15 protein-coding genes are annotated in these 22,646 nt (G+C 69.4%); 9 read left to right on the top strand and 6 right to left on the bottom strand.

Annotation, left to right across the window (positions count from 1 at the left end):
* The first annotated feature begins 269 nt into the window (after positions 1-269).
* The 6 genes from KIK09_RS11085 to KIK09_RS11060 all read left to right on the top strand — a co-directional run bounded on the left by KIK09_RS11085 (position 270) and on the right by KIK09_RS11060 (position 9,388).
* The gene (locus KIK09_RS11085; RefSeq protein ID WP_214318657.1) at positions 270-3,107 is read left to right on the top strand and encodes a helix-turn-helix transcriptional regulator; all 2,838 of its coding nucleotides are present in this window, start codon (positions 270-272) and stop codon (positions 3,105-3,107) included.
* 195 nt (positions 3,108-3,302) lie between these two features.
* Positions 3,303-5,708 carry an AfsR/SARP family transcriptional regulator gene (locus tag KIK09_RS11080; RefSeq protein WP_214318655.1) on the top strand — a complete coding sequence of 802 codons (2,406 nt, stop codon included), beginning with the start codon at positions 3,303-3,305 and terminating at the stop codon, positions 5,706-5,708.
* A gap of 11 nt (positions 5,709-5,719) precedes the next feature.
* Positions 5,720-6,424, top strand: coding sequence for a molybdopterin-dependent oxidoreductase (locus KIK09_RS11075; RefSeq protein ID WP_214318654.1), 705 nt, complete (start codon positions 5,720-5,722; stop codon positions 6,422-6,424).
* Positions 6,390-7,025 (top strand): cytochrome b/b6 domain-containing protein, encoded by a 636-nt coding sequence (locus tag KIK09_RS11070; protein WP_214318653.1) that lies wholly within the window; start codon positions 6,390-6,392, stop codon positions 7,023-7,025. Before KIK09_RS11075 ends, KIK09_RS11070 begins: the two co-directional genes overlap by 35 nt.
* Positions 7,026-7,046: 21 nt before the next feature.
* The gene (locus tag KIK09_RS11065; protein WP_214318652.1) at positions 7,047-7,604 is read left to right on the top strand and encodes a CGNR zinc finger domain-containing protein; all 558 of its coding nucleotides are present in this window, start codon (positions 7,047-7,049) and stop codon (positions 7,602-7,604) included.
* A gap of 182 nt (positions 7,605-7,786) precedes the next feature.
* On the top strand, positions 7,787-9,388 hold the full coding sequence (locus KIK09_RS11060; protein WP_214318651.1) for an ABC-F family ATP-binding cassette domain-containing protein: 1,602 nt from the start codon (positions 7,787-7,789) through the stop codon (positions 9,386-9,388).
* Between the two features lie 90 nt (positions 9,389-9,478).
* On the opposite strand, the gene KIK09_RS11055 is transcribed toward KIK09_RS11060, so the two are convergent.
* The 3 genes from KIK09_RS11055 to KIK09_RS11045 form a co-directional block, all read right to left on the bottom strand.
* Positions 9,479-9,889: a hypothetical protein gene (locus tag KIK09_RS11055; RefSeq protein WP_214318644.1), complete on the bottom strand. Its 411-nt coding sequence runs from the start codon at positions 9,887-9,889 to the stop codon at positions 9,479-9,481.
* 211 nt (positions 9,890-10,100) lie between these two features.
* Complete coding sequence (locus KIK09_RS11050; RefSeq protein WP_214318642.1) at positions 10,101-11,201, bottom strand: serine hydrolase domain-containing protein; 1,101 nt, start codon at positions 11,199-11,201, stop codon at positions 10,101-10,103.
* Between the two features lie 313 nt (positions 11,202-11,514).
* Positions 11,515-11,760 (bottom strand): hypothetical protein, encoded by a 246-nt coding sequence (locus KIK09_RS11045; protein ID WP_214318640.1) that lies wholly within the window; start codon positions 11,758-11,760, stop codon positions 11,515-11,517.
* Between the two features lie 11 nt (positions 11,761-11,771).
* Between KIK09_RS11045 and KIK09_RS11040 the strand changes: the two genes are divergently transcribed.
* Both KIK09_RS11040 and speB read left to right on the top strand, forming a co-directional pair.
* Positions 11,772-12,665: a LysR family transcriptional regulator gene (locus KIK09_RS11040; protein ID WP_214318638.1), complete on the top strand. Its 894-nt coding sequence runs from the start codon at positions 11,772-11,774 to the stop codon at positions 12,663-12,665.
* 45 nt (positions 12,666-12,710) lie between these two features.
* Complete coding sequence (speB, locus tag KIK09_RS11035; protein WP_250572890.1) at positions 12,711-13,745, top strand: agmatinase; 1,035 nt, start codon at positions 12,711-12,713, stop codon at positions 13,743-13,745.
* 169 nt (positions 13,746-13,914) lie between these two features.
* Here speB and KIK09_RS11030 read toward each other — a convergent pair whose 3' ends face one another.
* Positions 13,915-17,046, bottom strand: coding sequence for a serine/threonine-protein kinase (locus KIK09_RS11030; RefSeq protein ID WP_214318636.1), 3,132 nt, complete (start codon positions 17,044-17,046; stop codon positions 13,915-13,917).
* Positions 17,047-17,753: 707 nt separating this feature from the next.
* Here KIK09_RS11030 and KIK09_RS11025 point away from each other — a divergent pair.
* The gene (locus KIK09_RS11025; protein WP_214318633.1) at positions 17,754-20,903 is read left to right on the top strand and encodes an amidohydrolase family protein; all 3,150 of its coding nucleotides are present in this window, start codon (positions 17,754-17,756) and stop codon (positions 20,901-20,903) included.
* Between the two features lie 80 nt (positions 20,904-20,983).
* On the opposite strand, the gene KIK09_RS11020 is transcribed toward KIK09_RS11025, so the two are convergent.
* Both KIK09_RS11020 and KIK09_RS11015 read right to left on the bottom strand, forming a co-directional pair.
* Positions 20,984-22,123: a hypothetical protein gene (locus tag KIK09_RS11020; RefSeq protein WP_214318632.1), complete on the bottom strand. Its 1,140-nt coding sequence runs from the start codon at positions 22,121-22,123 to the stop codon at positions 20,984-20,986.
* Entirely contained in the window at positions 22,120-22,605 is a 486-nt protein-coding gene (locus tag KIK09_RS11015) for a SigE family RNA polymerase sigma factor (protein WP_214318631.1), read from the bottom strand. Before KIK09_RS11015 ends, KIK09_RS11020 begins: the two co-directional genes overlap by 4 nt.
* Positions 22,606-22,646: the final 41 nt, after the last annotated feature.

Raw genomic sequence — 22,646 nt, 5'->3', positions numbered from 1 at the left:
GCCCGGGAACCCTGTTGAGGCCCCGGCACCGCTTTGCGGGATTTGGCGGCAAGAGCGACGCCCAGCCGTGAGAGACGCAGGCAGTGACATTCGCATCCAGCGGCCTTGAGAGGGCATTTGGTTTGCCCGAGAAGGTCACGCCAGCAGGACGAAATATTGACGATGTGCATTCCGCACACGCTGGTGAAATGTCGTATCCGGTGCTTTAGGTAGGGTCGCGGCAGGGCTGGGGGAGACAGCCGGGGACACCGAAGTAGGAGTGCCGCACCATGCCGCTTTTCGGACGGGAAGCCGAGCTGAAGGCTCTGGCCGAGCTCGTCGACGACCCCGGAGACGGCAGCGGCGTTCTCATCCGGGGGGAGGTCGGCATCGGGAAGTCGGCGCTGGTGGCGGAGGCCGTGTCTGCGGCAGCGGTCGCGGGCCTGCGTGTGCTGACGACGACCGGTGTGGAGGCCGAGCAGAACCTTCCCTACGCCGGGTTGCATCAACTGCTGTACCCGGTCCGGGCAGGGGTGGGCGCGCTGCCGGCACCGCAGGGTGACGCCCTGCGCAGTGCGTTGGGCTTGGCCGAAGGGGCCGAACCCAGTGCCTACCTCGTCGGTCTGGCCACGCTGACCCTGTTGGCCGAGGCGGCAGCCGTACGGCCGTTGCTGGTTGTCGCCGAGGATGTGCACTGGCTCGATCGCGCCAGCGCCGACGTCCTCGCCTTCGTGGCGCGCCGGATCGAGTCCGAGCCCATCGTCATGGTCGCGACGCTCCGGTACGGCGAGCGTTCGCCCGTGCAGGACGCCGGGCTGTCCCCGATGCTCGTTGACCGGCTCTCCGACGAGGTTGCCGCCGAGCTCCTGGACTCGATCGCCCCCGACCTCGCCTCAGCGGTGCGGGCCCGGCTGCTGGAGGAGTCCGCCGGGAACCCGCTGGCGCTGACCGAGCTGCCTGCCGCCCTGGGACACCACAGCGGCCTCAGCCCGGTGCCGTCGCCGAGCGATCGCCTGGACGCGCTGGGCCCGGTGCTGTCGCTGAGCCAGGGCGGGCTGGATCCGGTGCCGTCGCTGAGCGATGGCCTGGGTGGTCTGGGTTCGGTGCTGCCGTTGAGCGAGCGCCTTGAGCGGGCGTTCACCGCGCGGGTAGGCGGCCTGCCGACTCCGGCCCGTACTGCCCTGCTGGTCGCGGCGCTCAACCAGAGCGATTCGGTCTCCGAGACGCTCGCGGCCACGAGCCTGATCCTGGGGTCGGTGGTCGAGCCGGAGATCCTCGCACCGGCCGCCGAGGTCCGGTTGATCGAGCTTGCCATCGGCACGGTGACGTTCCGTCATCCCTTGATGCGGTCGGCCATCGCGGCGGCTTCGACGCTCGCCGTACGACGGCAGGCCCACCTGGCTCTCGCTGAGACGCTGCACGAACAGCCTGACCGGCGGGCCTGGCACCGGGCCGCCGCGACAGCCGGAGCCGACGAGGGCGTGGCGGCCGAGCTGGACAGCGCGGCCGACCGGGCCCGGCACAGGGGCGGGGTCGCCGCCGCGATCGCGGCGCTGGAGCAGGCGGCCCGGCTGAGCGAGGGGCAGGACCGCAAGGCGCTCAGGTTGCTGAGAGCGGCCGAGCTCGCGGTCGAGTCCGGCAGCCGCGCCACGGCCGAGCGTCTGGTGCGCGACGCGCAAGCCCTCGAACTCGCGCCGCGCCGGCGGGCCACTGCCGCCTGGTTGCTCAGCGGGTTCGAGGACGGGGTGCGCGAGGACGTCTCCCGCGTGGCCGAGCTGGCTGAGCTCGCCGCGTCGGTGGCCGCCGACGGGGAGGTGGAGCCGGCCGTACGGATCCTGTGGGGCGCCGCCATGCGGTGCTTCTGGTCCGAACCGGGTCCGGCCGCGCGCCGCTCGCTGCTGGGCGTGGCCGATCGGCTGCCCGTTCCTGCGGACGATCCGCTCATGGTCGCGGTCGCCGCGTATGTCGCGCCGTTCGAGCGGGGCGGCTTCACGCTTGAACGGCTGCGCGAACTGGCGGGTGTGGCCGGTGTCGCGCCGGAGACCGATCGCTACCTGGGTAGTGCGGCCCTGCAGGTCGGGGCGTTCGACCTGGCTGCTCGCTTCTCCGCGGCTGCCGCGCCCGGCCTGCGTGCTGAGGGGCGGCTCGGGCTGCTTGCCCGGGCGCTGGCCGTTCAGGCGTGGAGCCGTACCCGGCTCGGTGACCTGACCGCGGCCGTCCCCGTTGCGGCAGAGGCCGCGAAGCTCGCCCAGGAGACCGGGCAGCCGTTCATGTACGGCCTGGCCACGGCCGTCCAGGCCGAGATCGCCGCGTTGCGGGGCTACCACGGGCAGGCCGGAACGCTCGCCGACGAGGCCGAACGGGTCGCCCTTCCCGCCGGTGCCCGGCCCGTGCTGGCCACCGTACAGCTCGCGCGTGGGCTCGCGGCCTTGAGCGAGGGGCGCTTCGACGACGCGTTCGCCGCGCTGAGCAGGATTCTCGATCCTGCGGACCCCGCCTACCAGCTGGCCCTGCGTGCATACTTCCTCGCGGAGCTCACCGAGGCCGCCGTACGAGCCGGGCGGACCGACACCATGCGGGACATCCTGCACGGCCTGGAGCCTCTGGCCGTATCGACGCCGTCGCCGGCGCTGCACATCGGGTTGCGCTACGCGCGCGCTGTGCTCGCCCCGAACGAGGAGGCGGAGGAGCTGTTCACGGCCGCGCTGCGGGCGGACCTGACCGGGTGGCCCGCCGAACGTGGACGCCTCCAGCTGGCGTTCGGCGAATGGTTGCGGCGGCAGCGCCGGGCCGCGGAATCCCGGGCGCACTTGCGTACGGCCAGGGAGACCTTCGACGCGCTCGGCATGGCCGCCTGGGGCGAGCGCGCACGAGGGGAGCTACGCAGTGCGGGGGAGTCGAGCCCGAACCGGGACCCGGACGCGCGGGAAAAGCTCACCCCGCACGAGCTGAACATCGCGCAGCTGGCGTCCGAGGGGTTGACGAACCGGGAGATCGGGCAACGGCTGTACCTTTCGCACCGCACTGTCGGCACCCACCTGCACCGGATCTTCCCCAAGCTGGGGGTGAGCTCCCGGGCCGATCTCGCACGGATGCTCAAGGCTCTCGAGCAAAGGTCTTCTCGATAGGAACGTCGGCCTTGGATGCAGACCGCGCGGCGGCCGGACTGCTACCGGCATTGGCGCATTGTCGAGCTTGTAGCCCGTCCCCCGAGACACATGACGTACACGCACAGCGTCACATGACGGGCGCGAAGGCGATTCGGGCGAACCTACCTTCTGCATGTAGGTCGTGCAGTCTCGCCAAAGGAAAGCGTCCCGATCGTGATTGGAGAGTTGAACGCGGGCAGGTTCACCGTTCTCGGACCGCCTGGCCTCGATTGCGGCAACACGCGGCTGGATCTCGGCGCACCGCAGCAACAGGCCGTCCTGATGGTGTTGCTTGCCCACAGCGGCAGCTTCGTACGGACCGGTGAGCTGGTCGACGGCCTGTGGGGCGAGCAGGCGCCGGCCACCGGCGGAGCCGTGGTCCGTACCTATATCTCCCGCATCCGGCGGCTGCTGTCCGAGCACGGACTGGGCTCGGCGATCAGCTCCCAGTCCGGGGGCTACATGCTGGACCCGTCGCTGTTCGCGCTGGACGCCACCGAGTTCGCCAAGATGGTGGAAACCGCCAGGAAAGAGCGCGCGAGCGGGTACATCGCGGCGGCGGCCAAGCGCCTGGAGCAGGCGCTCGACCTCTGGACGGGTACGGCGCTGGCCGGGGTCCCTGGCGAGGCCGCCGAACGTGAGCGCTTCCGGTTGGAACGGCTGAAGCTGATCGCCACCCAGGAATTGTTGCAGCTCCGCCTCGAGCTGGGGAAGCACGCCGAGGTGGCGGCCGAGGTCCCGCTGCTCATCGAGCAGAACCGGCTCGATGAACCCCTGTATGAGATCTACCTCCTGGGCCTGTACCGCAGCGGCAGGCGGGCAGAGGCGCTCGAGGTCTACAGAATGGTCTATGACCTGCTGGGCAAGGAACTGGGCGTCAGCCCGGGACCGCGGCTGCGGGAGATCCACAACAAGATCCTCCGGGCCGACGCGGATCACGATGACGGGTTCGCCCGCGCCCCGTGGGCTGAGCCGCCCGCCGTACATCTTCCAGAGGAGCCGGCCGGGACGAAGCCGGAGCGGCTTCCCGATCGGCAGTTCGTCGGGAGGGGCGCGGAGCGTGCCGCCTTCCAGGACCTGCTGACGAAGAGCCCGGGTCTGCTCTTCGTCTGCGGACCCGCCGGCATCGGCAAGTCGACGCTGCTGCGCAAGTTCGCCGAGGACGCCGCCGCCGCGGGCCGGCGGGTGTGGCACCTCCACGGCTCGGCGACCGCGCGAGCGCGCGAACACCTCGAACGATTCGCGGAGGAACTCTCCGGCGTCCCCGGCGCGGTTCTCCTCATCGACTCCTTCGAGGAGATGGCAGACGTCGAACCGTGGCTGCGAGAGCGGCTGCCCAGTGACGTGGTCATCGTGGTGGCGGGCCGTACCGGGCCGAGTGCCGCCTGGCTCACCGATCCGGCCTGGGCCGGGAAGATCGTGATCCGGCACCTCGAAGCCCTCACCGCCACAGAGTCCGCCGCGCTGGTAGCAGCCCGCGGCGTCGACCCCGGCCTCCGGAGGTCCATCGTGGACTTCGCCGCCGGCAACCCCTTCGCTCTGTCGCTCGCCGCAGAGGTTGGCAGGAGTATGGCGGCCACGTCGCGCCGTGACGCCGTGCGGTACGTGGTCGACAACGTGCTCGCGCTGTTGGCCGGTAGCGCGCCGACGGAGGTGCACCGGTCGGCGCTGTACGTGTGCGCGCACGCCCGCCACACCACCGAGGACCTGCTCAGGGCGGTGGTGCCGGACGGCCAGGCGGCGGAGCTGTTCGACTGGCTCCGAGCACAGCCGTATGTCGAAGCCGCCGCCCACGGTCTGGAGATCAACGGTGTGCTGCGCGAGGCCCTTGAGTACGACCTGCGCTGGCGGGACCCCGTCGGCTACGAGCGGATGCACCGGCGGATCCGCCACTACGTCATGGGTCGGCTCCTGCGCGACGCCCGGGATCCCCACGCGTGCGTGGCGGTCATGCGGACCATCCGCCATCTGCGCCGGCGCGGCCAGATCCTCTCGCGGATGGGTGAGGAGGACATGCGGTCGTCCGCGGCGACCCCTGCTGACCACGACGAACTCGTCACCATGGCGCGCCAGACCCACGGCGAGGCCACGGCCGCGTCCGTCCAGTTCTGGCTGGACCGTCAGCCAGAGGCCTTCTCCCTGCTCCGGTCTCGCAAGACCAACCGCCTGCTCGCCTTCATGAGCTGGCTGACCCTGCGGACGCCCGAGCCGGAAGATCCTGTCGTGGGGGAGATCTGGCACGACGTGCCTCCCGGGGCGCACATCGCGATCGCGCGGCATCTGATCTGCCCTGCCTCCGAGGCCACGCCATCTCCCATCACGGACGTGTTCCAGGCGCGGATGATGCGCGGCTGGCTGCACGAACCAGGGTTGGCGGCCTCGTACCTGGTCGTCGCGAACGGGCAGTCATGGCGGCCGTTGATGGAGGACCTGAGCCAGTACGAGGTGGCGGACCAGCCGTACACGATCTTCGGCCACGACTGGCTGGCCGACCCGCCGGCTCAATGGCGAGACCGCCACCTGGACGAGGAACTGTGGGCGGAACGGGACCCGAACCTGTTCCTTCACCAGGACGACTGACGAGGAGCGACATGACTGATCGACGACATTCAGCGGAGAGCGGCCCACCCATCGCGCGCCGGGTGATGCTTTCGATGCTCGGCGCAGGCGCGGCCGCCCTGGCCGCCGCGCCGTTCGTGCAGAGCGGCTGGGAACGATTCCTCGGTGCCGCCTCCCAGAACGACCCCACCGGTCTCACCGGGCTGCTGCCGAACCCGGGCGGCTTCCGCTACTTCAGCGTGGCGGCCTCGGTGCCGAGGAAGACCGCGGCCGACTACCGGCTGGAGATCGGCGGCCTTGTCGAGCGCCCACGGACGTACACGCTGGACGAACTGCGCGCGCTGCCCCAGACCCGGGTCGTCGGCAACGTGCAGTGCACCGACGGCTGGCGGGTGCCGAACACGCCCTTCGCGGGGGTGCTGCTCTCGCACCTTCTGGACCTGGCAGGGGTGCGTCCCGAGGGCAAGGCGGTCCGCTTCACCTGCTTCGACGGCGTCTACAGCGAGAGTCTCACGATGGAGCAGGCCCGCCGCGCCGACGTGCTGGTGGCCCTGGACATGCTGGACGAGCCGCTCACCCACGAGCGCGGCGGCCCCGTACGGCTCTACGTCGCGCCGATGTACTTCTACAAGTCCGCCAAATGGTTGTCCGGCATCTCCGTCACCGACACGGTCGTCCCGGGTTACTGGGAGGAGTACGGCTATGACGTCGACGGCTGGCTCGACCAGGCGGCCTGAGGGCCTGCTGCCGCGCTTCAACCTGGTCGAGCGCCTGGTCCACCGGGTGACCGCAGGGCTCATGCTGCTGTGCGTGGGGGCGGCGGCCTGCCTGTACTTCCCGCCGCTGGCGCAGTTGGTCGGCCGCCGCCACCTGGTGGTCGTCGTCCACGAGTGGTCAGGGCTCCTTCTGCCGGTGCCGCTTCTCCTCGGTCTCGCCTCGCGAGGCTTCCGGGCCGACCTGCGCAAACTCAACCGGCTGGCGTCTTACGACCGGCAGTGGCTGCGTGCCGTACGCAGACGCACGCCAGGAACGCGCCCGGCCGGTAAGTTCAACGCCGGGCAGAAGATCTACGGCGGCTGGATCGCCGGAGCCGTGCCGGTCATGACGTTCACCGGCCTGCTGATGTGGTTCACCGGAGTCCTGCCGGCGATCTCACGCACGAGTGCGATCTTCGTGCACGACGTGACGGCCCTGGCCATCGCCGTCGTCGTGTTCGGGCACATCCGGCTGGCGTACCGGGACCCCTTGGCGCGGCGCGGGATGCGTACGGGGTCGGTGACGCGGGAGTGGGCCACGAAGAACCATCCCCAATGGGTCGAAGAGATGGACGGACTTTGAGTCACCTGTCAAACTGGTGACGTGAAGCATGTGTTCCTGTGCGGCAACCCCGCGCTCGACCTCGCCTGCACGCTCCGCGCTCGCCGTACGGAGCGCGTGGAGACGCTCGACGTCCCCGATCGGCTCGACGCCTGGTACCTGGAGTCCGGCATCGCCGACGCCGTGTCCCCCTCTCGGGAAGCGGATCTGGCCCAGGCGGTTGCGGTGCGCGAGGCCATCTACGCGCTGGTCACCGCCCGGCTCGCCGGTGACGGGTACGACGACGAGGCGCTCGCCCTGGTGAACGAGGTCGCGCGCAAGCCCCCGGTGGCGCCTCAGCTCACGGCCAAGGGGCGGTGGGTCGAGGCGACCCCCGCGCAGGCGCTGTCCACTGTGGCCCGGCACGCCGTCGAGCTGCTCAGCGGGCCGGAGGTGCCGCTGATGAAGGAATGCGCCAACCCTGAGTGCACCAAGATCTTCATCGATCGGTCGCGCGGCGGGCGCCGGGAGTGGTGCGGCATGGAGTCGTGCGGCAACAAGATCAAGGCAGCGGCCTACCGGGCGCGCAAGAAGGAAGCCCAGGCGACTGCTACGGTGTAAGACGCTTGAGATCGGAAGCTAGGAGACCAGACGTGGCAGGTGACGACGACATCTCCGGGTGATACCGGAGGTTGATCGGCCCCGGCAGGCGCACATGACCGCCGCCGATGTGGCCGTTTCGTCGTTCCTTCCCATCGCCGGGCGGCTTCAGCGCGCCCGCTTGCTCGTATGAGGTCTCTCGCATGTCCGATGCGTTCATCGTCTGCTCCAACCTGTCCTTCTCCTGGCCTGACGACACTCCCGTCTTCAGCGACCTGTCCTTCACCGTGGGCGCCGGCCGTACCGGCCTCGTCGCCCCGAACGGCGCGGGCAAGAGCACGCTGCTCAAGCTGATCGCCGGCGAGCACATGCCCCGTGGCGGCAGCGTGTCCGTCGACGGCGTGCTCGGCTACCTGCCGCAGAGCCTGCCCCTTACTGGCGACCTGACCGTGGCCGAGGTCCTCGGCATCGCCCCCGTGATCGCCGCGCTGGACGCCATCGAGTCGGGGGACGCGAGCGAGGAGCACTTCACCACGATCGGCAACGATTGGGACATCGAGGAGCGCACCCGTGCCCAGCTTGACCGGCTCGGGCTCGGCGACCTCGCGTTCGACCGCACGCTGGCCACGCTGAGCGGTGGACAGGTCGTCTCGCTCGGCCTGGCCGCGCAGCTCCTCAAGCGGCCCGACGTCCTGCTGCTCGACGAGCCGACGAACAATCTCGACCTCGGCGCGCGACGCAGGCTCTACGACGTGCTCGGCGACTGGAACGGCTGCCTGCTCATGGTCAGCCACGACAGGGCTCTGCTCGATCGTATGGACCGCATCGCTGAGCTGGACGGGGGTGAGGTCCGGTTCTACGGCGGCGATTTCACCGCTTATGAGGAGGCCGTACGCACGGAGCAGGAGGCCGCCGAGCGCAGCGTGCGCAGCGCCGAGCAGGAGCTCAAGCGAGAGAAGCGGGAGATGCAGCAGGCTCGCGAGCGCGCCGAGCGCCGGGCGAGCAACGCCGCCCGCAATCTCAAGAACGCCGGCCTGCCGCGCATCTTCGCCGGGAACATGAAGCGTGGCGCCCAGGAGTCGGCCGGACGGGCGGGCCAGACGCACGCCGCCCGTGTCAGCGACGCCAAGGCCAGGCTCGACGAGGCAGGGCGTGCCCTGCGCGACGATCAGCGGATCGCGCTGCAACTGCCCGGGACCAACGTACCCGCGGGTCGCACGGTCTTCCACGGCGAGCACCTTCAGGCTCGCGGCCTGTTCGCCGAGCCCGGCATCGACCTGGTGATCCGTGGACCCGAGCGCATCGCGCTGACCGGCCCCAACGGCGCGGGCAAGTCCACCCTGCTGCGCCTCATCAACGGCGACCTGGAGCCCGACGGCCGGGTGGCTTATCTGTCACAGCGGCTGGACCTGCTCGACGTCGAGCGCACCGTGGCCGAGAACCTGGCGGCATTTGCCCCCAGCATGCCGGAATCGGAGCGGATGAACCTGCTCGCGCGCTTCCTGTTCCGGGGCGCCCGTGCCCACCTGCCCGTAGGTGTGCTGTCGGGTGGCGAACGGCTGCGCGCCACCCTGGCATGCGTGTTGTACGCCGAGCCGGCGCCCCAGCTCCTGCTGCTCGACGAGCCCACCAACAACCTCGACCTGGTCAGCGTGGGTCAGCTGGAGAGCGCGCTCAGCGCCTATGAAGGGGCATTCGTGGTGGTCAGCCACGACGAGCGGTTCCTCGCGGAGATCAAGGTGGAGCGCTGGCTGGAGCTGTCCGACGGACGCCTACTGGAGACCGGGGGGCCCGTCGGCGAGTGACGCGCTGCCCGCCCGCGACCTCGTACGGACGCTGGGCACGCGGCGCACGCTCGCCGCGGTACCCGGTCGATGTCGAACCGCTGCGGCGGATCACTCGAACGTTGTGGAAACTGCCTGGATCGTGATCCGGTAGGCCAGCCGGAGCCCCGCCGAGGCATGGGCCGCGCCGCTGACCAGCAGCCAGCGCATCGGCCCGCCTCGCGGGTCCGGCGCGTAACCGGCGTGGACCCGCTCCACCCCGATCGGGAAATGCCCGGACGACTGCGTGCCGGGCACGAACCACATCACCTGCGCCTCCGCCCACACCTGCGGCAGAGGCGCCCTCTCGGGCAAGGCGGGCACGTCGGGCGGGTAGAAGCCGAACTCGGTGGCGGGCTCGTTGGAGCGGTACACCTGGATACGCGAGTTCTGCCCGATCCGGACGACGCCCGAGTAGACGGTCGTGGTGGGCGTCAGCTGCAGCGGGGGCTGCGGAGCCAGCTCGAGGATCTCATAGGCCACATCGCGACCATAGGACATCGGCGGCCGGGCTCCCGTGGGAGCCCGGCCGCCTTTCTTTCAGAGGTACGGCACCGCTTATGCGTTGACCGAGGCGCGGACTCGGGCGGACACCACCGCCAGCCGCACCAGCCCGAGCTCCGCTCCGGCGGTGAACGCCATCACGGTGACCGAGGAGGCGGCATGACCGGGACGGAGCCGGGAGGCGGCCTGGTCAGCCGGTCTGCTCGTCGTGGAACACCGCCTTGACGAGCTGCTGCTTCACCTTCTCGAACGTCTCGGACATGGCGACCAGGTCGAGCTCGGCTTCCCCGGTGGTCACCGAGGCGATCAGGGTCTTGCTGCCGTCGGGCGTGCTGTACATCAGCGTCGCCCAGCCCCAGAAGTTGCCGTTGTGATGGAGGAGGGTGCCGCCACTCTCGGTGTTCTCCACGAACACTCCCAGGCCGTAGCCGATCGTGGGGTCGGGCTTGCGCATCTCGGCCAGCAGCGGGGCCGGCAGGAGCCTGCCGGAGTTCAGCGCGGAGAAGAACGTGTGGAGATCCTCGGTGGTCGAGATCATGTCTCCGGCGGCGGAGATCCAGGAGGGGTTGAAGCTGGTGGTGTCGACCGTCTTCCACTGGTCGGCGTCCTGGTAGCGGTAGTAGCCGTGGGCGTGCGGCTCAGGGATCTCCGGTGAGGCGTCCGGCACCATCGTGTCCGACAGGCTGAGCGGGCGCAGGATGCGGTCCTGCATCTCCTCCGCGTACGCGTGGCCGGTGACCTTCTCGACCAGGAGTCTGGCCAGCACGTAGTTGGTGTTGGCGTAGCTCCAACCGGTCCCCGGCTCGAACCGCGCCGGCTTGGACAGCGCCAGCCGTACCAGCTCCTCCGGCTGGTAGGTGTGGAACTGGTTGTCCACCACCCACTCCTTGCCCAGCCCGGGGATCCCCGGCGCGAACGTCCCATCGGGGTAGTACTCGCCGGTGAAGTTGAACACGCCACTGGTGTGCTGCAGCAGCATCCGCACGGTGATCCGCCCGTCCAGCCCGAGCTCGGGCAGGTGGTCGGCAACCGGGGCGTCCAGTCCGATCTTGCCCTCAGCCACCAGTTGCAGCACCAGGGTCGCGGTGAAGGTCTTGGCGGCGCTGCCGATCCGGAACAGCCCGTTCGTCGGCGGCTTGGCGGTCTGGCCCAGCTCGCGCACCCCGGCGCTGCCGACCCACTCACCCTGCTCGTCGTTCACGCGCAACTGGATCCCGGCGGCCAGACCGGAATCGACGAACTCCTGGATGGCCTTCTGCAGCTCCGGGCGAGCCTGCTCGGTGGTGGTCATGGTGGTGCTCCTTCGAATCTGTTAAGTAATGCGGTCGTGCTGGTGCTTCAGAGCATCGCCAACTGTCCTGATACCGGGCCGTCGCCGACCTGACACGGCCGCTGACGCCAGCACGCGACCCTACACGCGCGCACTCGCCGGTTCGTCGCCCGACCTGGACACCGACCGCTCGCTACCATCCCCGGCCGCCAGCCCGCTCCCGCTGACGTCGGCCCCGGATGCGCCTTCGCCGACCGGTGCGCGCCCAAGCGTCCTCTTCTCACGCTGTACGGCAAGGCGCACCAGGTGGCCTGGTCGGTGGGGATGGCGCTCATCAGGGTGGCGATCGTCGGACTCCGGCCAGGCCGCCCCCGGCGCCCAGGACGACCTGGGCGATGGCAAGCACCAGGAAGCTGCCGGTGGAGGAGAGGCTGAGCAGGGCGAGGCCGGCGGCCATCACGAGCACGCCGAGGACCGCGGTGCGGTTGCCGAGCTTGGTGCCCAGTACCGCGCCGAAGCGCAGAAGGTCCTCTGGTGAGGGGTCGGTTCCGCGCCACGACTGGCGGTGCCTTGCCTCCATAGCATGTATGGATGATTGACCTTCGCCAGTTCCAAGTGCTGCGGGCCATCGCGGTGAACGGCTCGCTGGCGGGTGCGGCGCGGCAGCTCCGGTACGGCCAGCCCACGATCAGCTACCACCTGGACGCGCTGGAGTCCCACCTCGGCGCCCGGCTGGTGGAGCGCGGTCCGACCGGCGCCGTGCTGACCGACATCGGCGCGATGGTGCTGGAGCACGCGGCCGGGGTGCTGGACCGGATCGCGGCGGTCGAGTCGGATGTCGAGGCCCGCCTGGCCCACGGCCTGGCGACGCTGCGGGTCGGTGCCTTCACCACGGCCGCGACGAAACTGCTTCCGCGCCCGCTGCGGCGGGCGACCGCGGGCAGCGGGGTGCGGATCGAGCTGACGGAGGCCGAGCCGCTGGACCTGCTCACGCGGGTTCGGGCCGGTTCGCTGCACTGCGCGCTGATCTACGACGTCGCCGGCGTGAGGCCGCGCTATGGATCGGATCTGCACGTGGAGACGCTCTTCGACGATCCCTTCCGCCTGCTGTTGCCCGCGGACCGCAGCCCGGCCGGGCCCGTCGATCTCGGCCTGCTCGCCGACGAAGGCTGGATCATCTCCGCCGGAGGCTACGACCCCAGCGATCAGACGCTGTTCGCCGTGTGCCAGTCTCTCGGCTTCCGTCCGCGGATCGTGCTGCGGACCGACAACTACAGCGTGATCCACGGATTCGTGTCCGCCGGTGGCGCCGTGGCGCTGGTCCCCGAACTCGCCCTCGAGAAGGGCCACGACGTGGTCGTGCGCGAGACGGTCCAGGAGGTCGGCGCCCGCGGCATCCTGTTCGTCACCCCCGCCGGGCATCGGCCGCCATTGGTGGAACGTCTGCGCACGGAGCTCCATAGCCTCTATGGAGGTGGTGCATAGAACCGGGGCATTCCGGACGCGTTGCCGGGCTGTGAGGATGCGGCCATGACTCGCTATGGCGCCATGTACGGCCCCGACCTCACCTTCCTCGGCGTGCCTGCCTGCGATCTCGACGAGCCCGACACCTGGAGCGACGCCGAGGTCGTCATCCTGGGCGCGCCGTACGACGGAGGCACTTCCTACCGGGCGGGCGCCCGGTTCGGTCCCGGCGCCATCCGCCAGGCGTGCTATCTCGGGCACGACGGCATCCGGCCGTCCCTGGCGCTCGGCGTGGACGGCCTGCTCGACCTCCGGGTGAAGGACGCCGGTGACGTCATGATGTTCAGCGGTGACGGGCAGGCGGCGCATGCGGCGCTGGAGCTCGCCGTACACACCGTCTCTGCGGCCGGGAAGATCCCGCTCGTGCTGGGCGGTGACCACTCCATCGCGCTGCCCAACGTCACCGGTGTCGCCCGCGCGGTCGGCTGGGGGCGGGTCTCGATCATGCACTTCGACGCGCACGCCGACACCGGCGACAGCTCGTACGGCTCGCTGATCGGACACGGCCAGCCGATGCGCCGCCTCATCGAGTCCGGCGCCGCCCGGGGTGACCGCTTCCTGCAGATCGGCCTGCGCGGCTACTGGCCGGGCCCGGAGACGCTGCGGTGGATGGCCGAGCAGCGGATGCGCTCGTACGAGATGACCGAGGTCGTGGCGCGCGGCCTGGACGCCTGCCTGACCGAGGCGTCGCAGATCGCGCTCGACGACTGCGACGGCGTGTACCTGTCGGTGGACATCGACGTCGTCGACCCGGGCATGGCCCCGGGCACAGGGACCCCGGAACCCGGCGGGCTGACCTCACGCGAACTGCTGGACGCCGTGCGACGCCTCGCCTACGAGCTCCCGATCGTCGGCGTCGAGGTCGTGGAAGTAGCGCCGAGCCACGACCACGCCGACGTGACGGCCATGCTCGGCAGCCGGGTCGTCCTGGAGGCGCTGTCGGGTCTGGCCCGGCAGCAGGCGGAAAAGCGCGGCCGGCTCAAGCCCTGGGACCCCAGCCAACCGCTGCTCGACCGCTACCCGCCCCTCTCCACGACGTAGCAGGAACGGCGGTGGAATCCGACCACCCGGCCGCCCAGAACCTCGCATAACGCCAGCCGCCACGACCTGGCTCTAGCCCAAACCATCCGCGGACGTGGCGGCGACCACCCTCGCCGCCACCATCGATCGTCAGGAAGTCAGCATCGGGCTGCCTGCGTTCGCAACTCGCTCAGAGGAGGCGGCGCGCTGCGGTGGCGATTTCTTCTCCCGACGCGAGGAAGGCGCGCAGTCCCGGATGGTCGCCTTTCGGGAGCAGGCCATGTTCGAGTTCGTCTTCCCAGGTGCCCACCGGTTCCGGTGCCGCGGGGTCGATGGTGACGTCGGCGATGGTGTCCGCTGTCCTGCGCCTCGCGGCGAGTTCCAGTCTCGCCAGAGCGCTTGTGCCGTGTTCGTTCTCCCGGGCTAGCCGGCTGATCAGGTGGGGCCATCTGATCAGCAGTGCCGCGAGCTTGGCCAGCTTGGCGGACGGTGGCGCCAGCAGGCCGAGGTCGAGTTGCTGGTGGTAGGCGATGAAGGTGAGGAAGCGGAAGAGGTTGACGTAGCGCTTGATCGTACGGGCGTTCGGGGCTTCCAGGTAGGCGAGCGCACCTTTCAGCGCCTCGTAGGAAACGTCATTGCCGTGCAGGTCGGACAGTACTCGGTCGAAGGCCTGGACTGTGGCCGGGTGGAGTTCCTTCAGACCTGGTTCGAGCACCTCGTCTTGCGCCTGGCGGGCTGCGGCCGGCAGCGAGGACAGGGTCGGTTTCAGTGCCTTGATGTGCTTGACCAGGAGCCCGACCAGGCGAGGGTCGAGGGGTGGCTCCTGCGGCGGCTTCGTGGGTTCGGGTTCCGGCGTCGCCTTGGGAGCGAGCGCGTCGGAGATCTCGTTGGCCGTCACCGGTGAGGTGCTGGGTGCTCGGACGGCCATCGCGGGTTCCTGGGCCTCCACGCCTAGCAGGTTCCCGAGATAGGTGGAGATGTCCCGCCGCGTGATCGTGGGTGAGCGCAGCGGTAGTTGCACGACCTTCTCCAGGAACCGCCAGCCGAAGGTCGTGTTGTCGTCGACGTGTTCGGCTAGCTCCTTGTAGGCGCTCTCCACGTGCGCGGCCACGACGTCGGGTTCCATCGCCATGATGAACACACAGTTGGGGAATTCCCCGGCGAGGAAGAGGTTGATCGCTTCCATCACCTGGGAGACGGTTCCCGGGGTGCACCTGTCGAGGTCGTCGACGAAGACGATCAGCGGCCGCTGCCTGCTGGCGACCAAGTCGAGCACCTGGCGGATGTCAGACTGCACTAGGTGCAGGAATCCGGCTCGGGCCTGGTAGCCGGGGTCGCGGATGGCCGCGCCCACCGCCTCGACGCCCTCCTTGACCAGACCTTCCGGCTTGCCGACTAGCCGGCTGAAGGGCCCGCTGGCCACGCCGCCCAGGAAGCCCAGCCATTTCGTGAGACTTCCGACGAGGAGCACGAGGGAGCCGCCGGACAGCACGACGCCGGCGGCAGCCCTGACCTGGGCGGCGATGTCGGGCAGCAGCATGCTGGTCAGGAGTGCTCCCGAGGCGACCAGGAAGGCGACGACGAAGATGATGACGAACGGGATCAACCGCTGCTGAACGATCCGGTACGCGCGGCGCCGCACTTCCTCACGATCCACCCGGCGCAGGTTCAGTTGGAGCCAGAAGCGCTCGCGGTCGCCGCGGGTCAGCCGGGCCGTGAGCTGGTTGATGATCTCGTGGGAGAGTCCGGCCCAGACCTGCTCACCCGTCTGGTACATCCAGGGGTTGAACCAGACCGTGGGCCGCCACTCGGCCTCGTCCATGCCCTCGGGCCCAGCGGTCAGCCGCTCGCGCTCCTTCGGCGATCTCCTGAGTCTCCTGAGCACCTCGATGTTGCGCACGTGGCTCGTGCGCCGGGTGCCAAGCCTCTTCCTGGTCTCGGTGGTGAGCTGGATCCTGCGCCGCGTGCCGTCCGTGTCCGGGTCGATGAGCTCCCGGACCATGCGCATCAGCGAGGTCTTCCCGGATCCCCACGGGCCGGAGACGCCAATGGTCAGAGGCGGCTCGGTCTCCCGGTACCGCAGGAATGCCGCCACGGCCGCCGCATACGGCTTGACTCCGAGCCGGTCCTCCACCGTCCAGAAGTCACTGGAGATCTTGGGATTGGGCCGTACCGCGGTGTCACGACCGAGTGAGAGCCGCAGTCGGGCCAGGATGAGCGGCTGGAGGTGCGGCTCCTCTTCGGTCATCCGGCTGAGCGCGAAGGCGCGCACGCTGTCAGTGGCCAGCCGCCACGTTCCATCTGTCTGCTGTACGGCGAAGCCGCGGGTCACCAGGTCACGCAGCGCTTCCGCCGCCACCGCCAGCGGAACGTCCAGCAGCAGAGCGGCGTTGGCGGAGTCGAGTGGCCTGCTCGGAGCCAGCAGGCACGAACGCCTGAGCAGCGCCCTGCCGCGCTCGCTCAGCAGGTGATAGCGCCGCACCATGTCGTCCGGTGGCTCGGCCATGACCACCAGGCCCGCAGGTGGCGTGGGCGGGCCGCCAACGAAGTGTTGCACGAGTTCGTTGGCGGTCGGTCTGAGCACCGGGTCCTTCAGGAGGCAAGAACTGATCAGATCGCGAAGCTCGATGGGCACGCCATCGAGTTCCGGCTCACCGTTCAAGATCTTGTGCATGACCACGGGTACGCTCTCCCCGCCGAAGGCCGAGTGACCGGTGGCGGCGTAGACCATGGTGCATGCCCATGAGAACACGTCGGCGGCAGCGCCGGAATTGGTGCCGTGAAAGCGCTCTGGCGCCATATAGGGCGGTGTGCCGACCGTGCTGCTAGTTCGGGTCTGCAGCTCGATCAGACGTGCGATGCCGAAGTCGATCACCCTTGGGCCGTCGGGGGCGAGCAGCACGTTGGCGGGTTTGAAGTCGTAGTGCACAACGCCCGCGCTGTGGATGGCGGCCAGAGCAGTGGCCGTGGCCAGCGCTAGGGCCTCCAGTTCGGCGCCGCGCAGCGGACCTGACTCCTCGACCCGCTGCTGGAGATTGGGGCCCTCGATGTATTCGGTGACGATGTAGGGCGGGTCGCCGTCGACCACCTCAACCAGCGCCGCGGTGTAGAAGGCCGGAACCCGGTAGGCGGCCTGCGCCTCGCGTAAGAACCACTTGCGCGTGCGTTCGTCCAGCTCGAATCCGAGGACTTTGATCGCGACCTGGCGGCCGTCGGGGCTGATGCCGAGATATACGCGCCCCTGACCGCCCTGGCCCAGAACGCCAACCAGCTCATACGCCCCTAATCGGGCTGGATCCTCCGGACGGAGCGATCTCTCCATGGAGCCAGAATGGCACGAACGGCCCTCGTGCGCCTGAACGGGCGCTCTGGGCGGGCATATGGGTGGCCACGCGCGCACCTGGTCCGTTAGTTCACCGAACAGATCGAGATGACGCCCAAACTGACTGGCCGAATCTTCCGGAAGCAGGCGTTAGACATGCTGGATCGCGACGTCCGGGGAGTGCGGCGGCAGAGGATGCCGAAAACAGCGACCACGCACGCTTCATTCGGGAGACACAGGCGATCACCGGCCGCACCCCGACGTCCTGGCTAGGGCAGATCCGCTGTCCGCTCCATGGCTAGAGAGTGTGCCTGCGGCAATCCCCCACCTATCCAAGCTGCTCTCTGCGAATCCCCGTGACCAGGGGTGTATGACGCGGACCATAGGCCGGTGAGCGTCTGAGAATGCAGGTTCGACTGGTGGCCCAAGCCCCCCAAATAAGTAAGGGGCGTGAACCGCCTGGCGCTTCACCGCCTCTTCGTGACCCAGGTCAGGGCGGGCGCGCCGTACAAGGCTGGCAGCGCGGTCTGGCCGTCCACAGATCCATATCAACCGCTCGGCGTGCTCCCTGTGCCGTTGGGCGGCAACCGGCGTCCGCTCGTCGAACCGAATGCCGCCGACTCTTAGGGGACGTCCCGTGCGGAGGTCATGATCCGAAGACGGCAAGAACTGTCTGACGACGTGCAGCACAGGAGGATAAGTCCCCGATGCCCCCCGACGCGCCCGTCCCCACTGAATCCAGCATCCGTCCGTCTCGCCGGGCCGTCCTCGCCGGCAGCGCCGCGGCCCTCACCGCCGCACTCATCCCCACCGCCGCCACGCGCGCCCGGGCAGACGTCGACGGCGGCAACACCTCTGTCGCATCCGGCACCGATTTCGCCGTCGCCCCCTCGCCCGACGGTCGCACGCTCGCCCTCGACATGCTCGGCGTCCTGTGGGTCTGCTCAGCCTCCGGAGGCACCGCCCGCCGGCTCACCAGCGACCTGTACGACATCGCCCAACCCGACTGGTCCCCGGACGGGTCCACCATCGTGTTCCAGTCCTACCGCGACGGCGTCTTCAACCTGTGGACGATCCGGCCCGACGGATCCGCCATCACCCGGCTGACCACTGGCCCGTTCGACCAGCGCGAGCCCCGGTACAGCCCGGACGGGCGCACCATCGCCTACTCCTCCGATGCCGGCGGCAGCTACGGCATCCACCTGCTAGACGTCGCCACCGGCGCGACCCGTGTCCTGGCTGACACGTCCGCAGAGGAGTACGAGCCGGGCTGGTCACCCGACGGAACCAAGATCGCGTTCGTGGTCGCCAACACCAGAATCGACGTCGTCGACGTGGCCACCGGCGCCCGCCGTACCGCCGTCACCGTCCCTGACGGTCAGGTCATTCACCAGCCGTCGTGGATGCCGAACGGAACCGACATCGCGTATCACCTCTTCCGCGATGGGGCCAACGAGTTGGCCAGTACCGGGGGCGCGCTCGTCACCGGCGAGGAGGTCTTCCCGTTCCGTGCCCGGTTCGCCCAGGACGGGCGCTATTTCTACACCTCCGCCGGCACCATCAGGACCCGCCGCCTCGACTCCCCGTCCGCCGGCACGATCGGCTTCACCGCAGCGTTGACCGTGACCACCCCGGCGTACAAGAAGCGCGTCCGGGTGTTCGACGCGCCCGGCTCGTTCCCGGTCGTCGGCATCGGCAGCCCGGTCGTGTCCCCGGACGGGTCCACCATCGCCTTCCGCGCCCTGAACGACATCTACCTGATGCGGATCGGGGGCAAACCCAGCCCGCTGTTCCACGACCGATGGTGGAAGGCCGACCCGGACTTCTCCCCGGACGGGCGGCAACTGGCCTTCGTCACCGACCGTACCGGCACACTCAATATCTGGGTTCGCGACCTGGCCACGGGAACCGACCGGCAGCTGACCCACCTCACCGACTCCGCCGCCCTGTCGATCCGGTGGTCACCGGACGGGAAGGAGATGGCCTACCTGGACCAGGACGGCGCGCTGTGGGTCCTCGACATCGCCACCGGCGCCATCCAGAAGGTCTTCGACGCCACCTTCGAACCAGGTCGGCCGACCTGGTCTCCGGACGGGAAGACGATCGCCCTGGCCGCGGTCGTGCCGTACTCGCGACGTTTCCGCGAGGGCCTGTCCAAGATCCTGGTCGTCGACCGGGCCACAGGTGCGGGCACCTACGTCGACCCGGCCCCGCACAGGTCCCTGCAAACCCGCGGCGACGACGGCCCCGTCTGGTCACCGGACGGCAGCATGCTCGCCTTCGCGATGGAATCCCTCCTGTGGGTCCTGCCGGTCGACAAGACCGGACGGCCCACCGGCCCGGCCCGGCAGGTCACCCGAGAGCTGTCCGACTCCCCAACTTGGGCCGGCGACTCCAGGACATTGCTCTACCTGAACGGCAGGCGGCTGAAGACCGTCAACGTCGACGGCACGTCCGGCCGGTCCATCCCTGTCCAGCTGTCCTGGCGCAACGATCCCGGCCCCGACCAGGTCGTCATCCACGCCGGCCGGATGTGGGACGGTGTCTCCGCGACCGTCGCCCGAGACGTCGACATCGTCGTACGCGGCCAGCGCATCACCGCGATCGAGCCACACCGAGACGGACGCCCCGGAACCCTGATCGACGCCGGCGACAAGTTCGTCATGCCCGGCCTGATCGACATCCACCACCACCGCGAAATGCAGGGTTACGCCTACGGATCCCGGCAGGGGCCGCTGTGGCTCGCCCTCGGCATCACCACGACCCGCTCACCCGGCTCACCGGCCTACCACATGGTCGAGGAGCGCGAATCGGTCCAGTCCGGCGCCCGGCTCGCGCCGCGCTACCTGGGCACCGGCGAAGCCATCGACGGACCGCGCATCTACTACAACTTCATGCGCCCCACGTTCTCCCACGACCAGCTGCGACTCGAGCTCGAACGGGCCGCCGGCCTCGACTACGACCTCATGAAGTGCTACGTGCGGCTGCCGGTCGTCTGGCACAAGGAGGTCATCGACTGGGCCCACCGCAACGGCAAACAGGTCTCGTCCCACTACCACTACCCGGCCATCGCGATGGGCGGCGATCAAACCGAGCATGTCGGCGCGACCAACCGGTTCGGCTACTCGCGCACCGTCACCAATGTCGGCTCCGCCTACTCAGACGTGATCTCCATGTTCAACGCGTCGAAGATGGCCCGCACCCCCACCTTGTTCGGCTCAAGCACCCTGTACAAGGAGGACACCTCGCTGGTCACCGACGAACGGGTCCGCAGGCTCTATCCGAACTGGCGAATGGCGAAGCTCCAGGCGTCGGTCACCTCCGCGCAAACCACCGACCAGACGGCGATCAGGGCGAACCTGGCCAACCAGGTCGCGCAGTTGGTGGCGATGATCCGCGGCGGCGGCGTCGTCACCTCCGGCACCGACGCACCGATCGATCACCTCGCGGTCAGCCTGCACATGAACCTGAGAGCGATGGTCAAGTACGGCCTGACCCCACGGGAGGCGCTCACCAGCGCGACCAGCACCTCCGGGAGATACCTCGGCCAACCGCTGGGCAGGATCGGCAAGGGCATGTATGCCGACCTGGCCATCGTCGACGGCGACCCCCTGTCCCGAATCGAGGACGCCGCGAACGTCACCGCCGTCGTCGTCGGTGGGAGGCACCACACGGTTGAGCAGTTGCTCGCGCCGTACCCGTCGTCAACGGCCACCGACCAAGCCACGCCCGGTGCCTTGGCGCCTCCCGGCAAGATCAAAGCCCGTGTCCCGGCCCACCCGGACACCGCGGGATTCTGGTGGAACGACCCCGCCGAGCTGGAGCGGGCCCGCGTCTCCTGCGACCACGACCACTAGCGATCTTCACGCCGGCGGGCTGGGCCTCCCGCCGGCCGTACCTCGGATCAGGCCCTTCACGGTGAGCCAAGCCCGGCCGCTCACCCCGAGCGCAGGGAGTAGGCCGTCACACCCTGGGGTAGCTCGGCGACGCGTGACAGCGCGCCGGTGTTGATGTTCCAGCCGAGCAGCCTGTCCCTGCTCTCGATGATCACCGTGTCCTGGCCGATCCAGCCGCGCACGGGGCAGCCGCCCTTCCCGCACCTCATGTCAGGAGAAGCGCCCCAGGGGAGGAGCAGCGTCCTGACCACCCGTCCCGTGGTGATGTCGGCTACGACGACCACGTCGGCTGCCTCCCCCCGGGCGAACGCGGACCTGGCGACGAGGTCGCCGTACTGCCATCCGTGGTTGCCCAGGACGCCCACGGGCATGCTGCCCTTGTCGGTGATGTCCTGGACGTTCAGCGGCACCTCCCACCCGTCCTCCTGGATGACCGTCACGCCGCCTTCGTCGGGCGAGACGATCCTGAGGTCGCGGTAGCCCGCGACACCCGTGAAGCCCTTGTACGGCTGCCGCCGCGCCTTCCCCGTGGTCAGGTCGAGCAGGTAGTCCGCCTTCTCCTGCTCGACGAGGAGTTGATCGCCGCGCCAGAGCACCATCTCGTTGAACCCCGGCACCGGGTAGTGCCTGGCCTGGCCGACCACGAGGTCGACGACCACCACCTCGTCCTTCTGCGGGAAGGCGGCCATCATCCCGTCGGGGGAGAGCGAGTTGGGCTTCAGCGGCGTCCCGCCGTCCAGCTTCACATCGAGAGGGATGCGGCCGCCGGATTTCATCATGTAGATCCGCCCGTCGCCGAACTGGGCCAGCGCCAGGACTGGTCCGGAAACCGTGGTCACGACGGGGATGTCGGCCCACTTCTCCGGCAGCGCGGTCACCAGCGCGGGCAGCCTCGCCTCACCGCTGGGCGGCGGCGCTATGTCCATGGCGCGGGTCGGCGGGATCCGGGGCGTGGGCGTGACGCTGGGATACACGGTGATGTCGCGCTCGACCGGCTCCGGGGACACGGCGATCCCTACCACGACGAGCGCGGTGACCGTCGCGGCCGCCGCGGCCACCGCCCACCGGCGGCGGGTACGGCTCCGCGTGCCCTGCCGCCACAGCTCGCCCGCATGGGACGATCCCTCAGGCAGAGTCTCGGCGAGATCATTGAAGAGCTCCCGCAGCTTCTGGTCCGTCATATCAACACCTCTTCCAGTTCGGGAGCGACCTCGCGTAATCGCCTGAGCGCCGCGTGCGTCTGGCTCTTCACCGTCCCGGACGAGACCCGGAGGATCGCGGCGACCTCCGCGACGGGCAGGTCCTCGTAGAAGCGCAGCACCAGCACCGCCCGCTGCTTCACCGGCAGTCTGGCCAGCGCGCGGGCGAACACCATCTTCAGGTCCGACGCTCCCGAGGTGTCGTGATCCGCCTGCTCGGGCGGCTCCTCGTAGGCGAATTCCCGTCGCCTGCGCCACCTGGAAGCCACGTCCCTGTACAGGGTGGTACGCACGTAGCTGACTGGGTCGGTATGCACCTTCGACCAGTGGCGCGCCAGTTTGATCAACGCATCCTGGAGCACGTCCTCGGCCAGATACCTGTCACCGCTGATGAGGATGGCGGCACGCAGCAGCCGCGGGTGCCAGGCGGCGACGAAGGCCTCGAACGCCTCGGAATCCGTCATGTAGACAAGACGCCCCCGAGGGGGTGAACGGTTGGGGCCTT

This window comes from Nonomuraea sediminis (genome assembly GCF_018531495.1).
Classification (GTDB): domain Bacteria; phylum Actinomycetota; class Actinomycetes; order Streptosporangiales; family Streptosporangiaceae; genus Nonomuraea; species Nonomuraea sediminis.
Note: the sequence above shows the minus strand (reverse complement) of the source record. Positions and strands in the feature narration are given on the sequence as shown.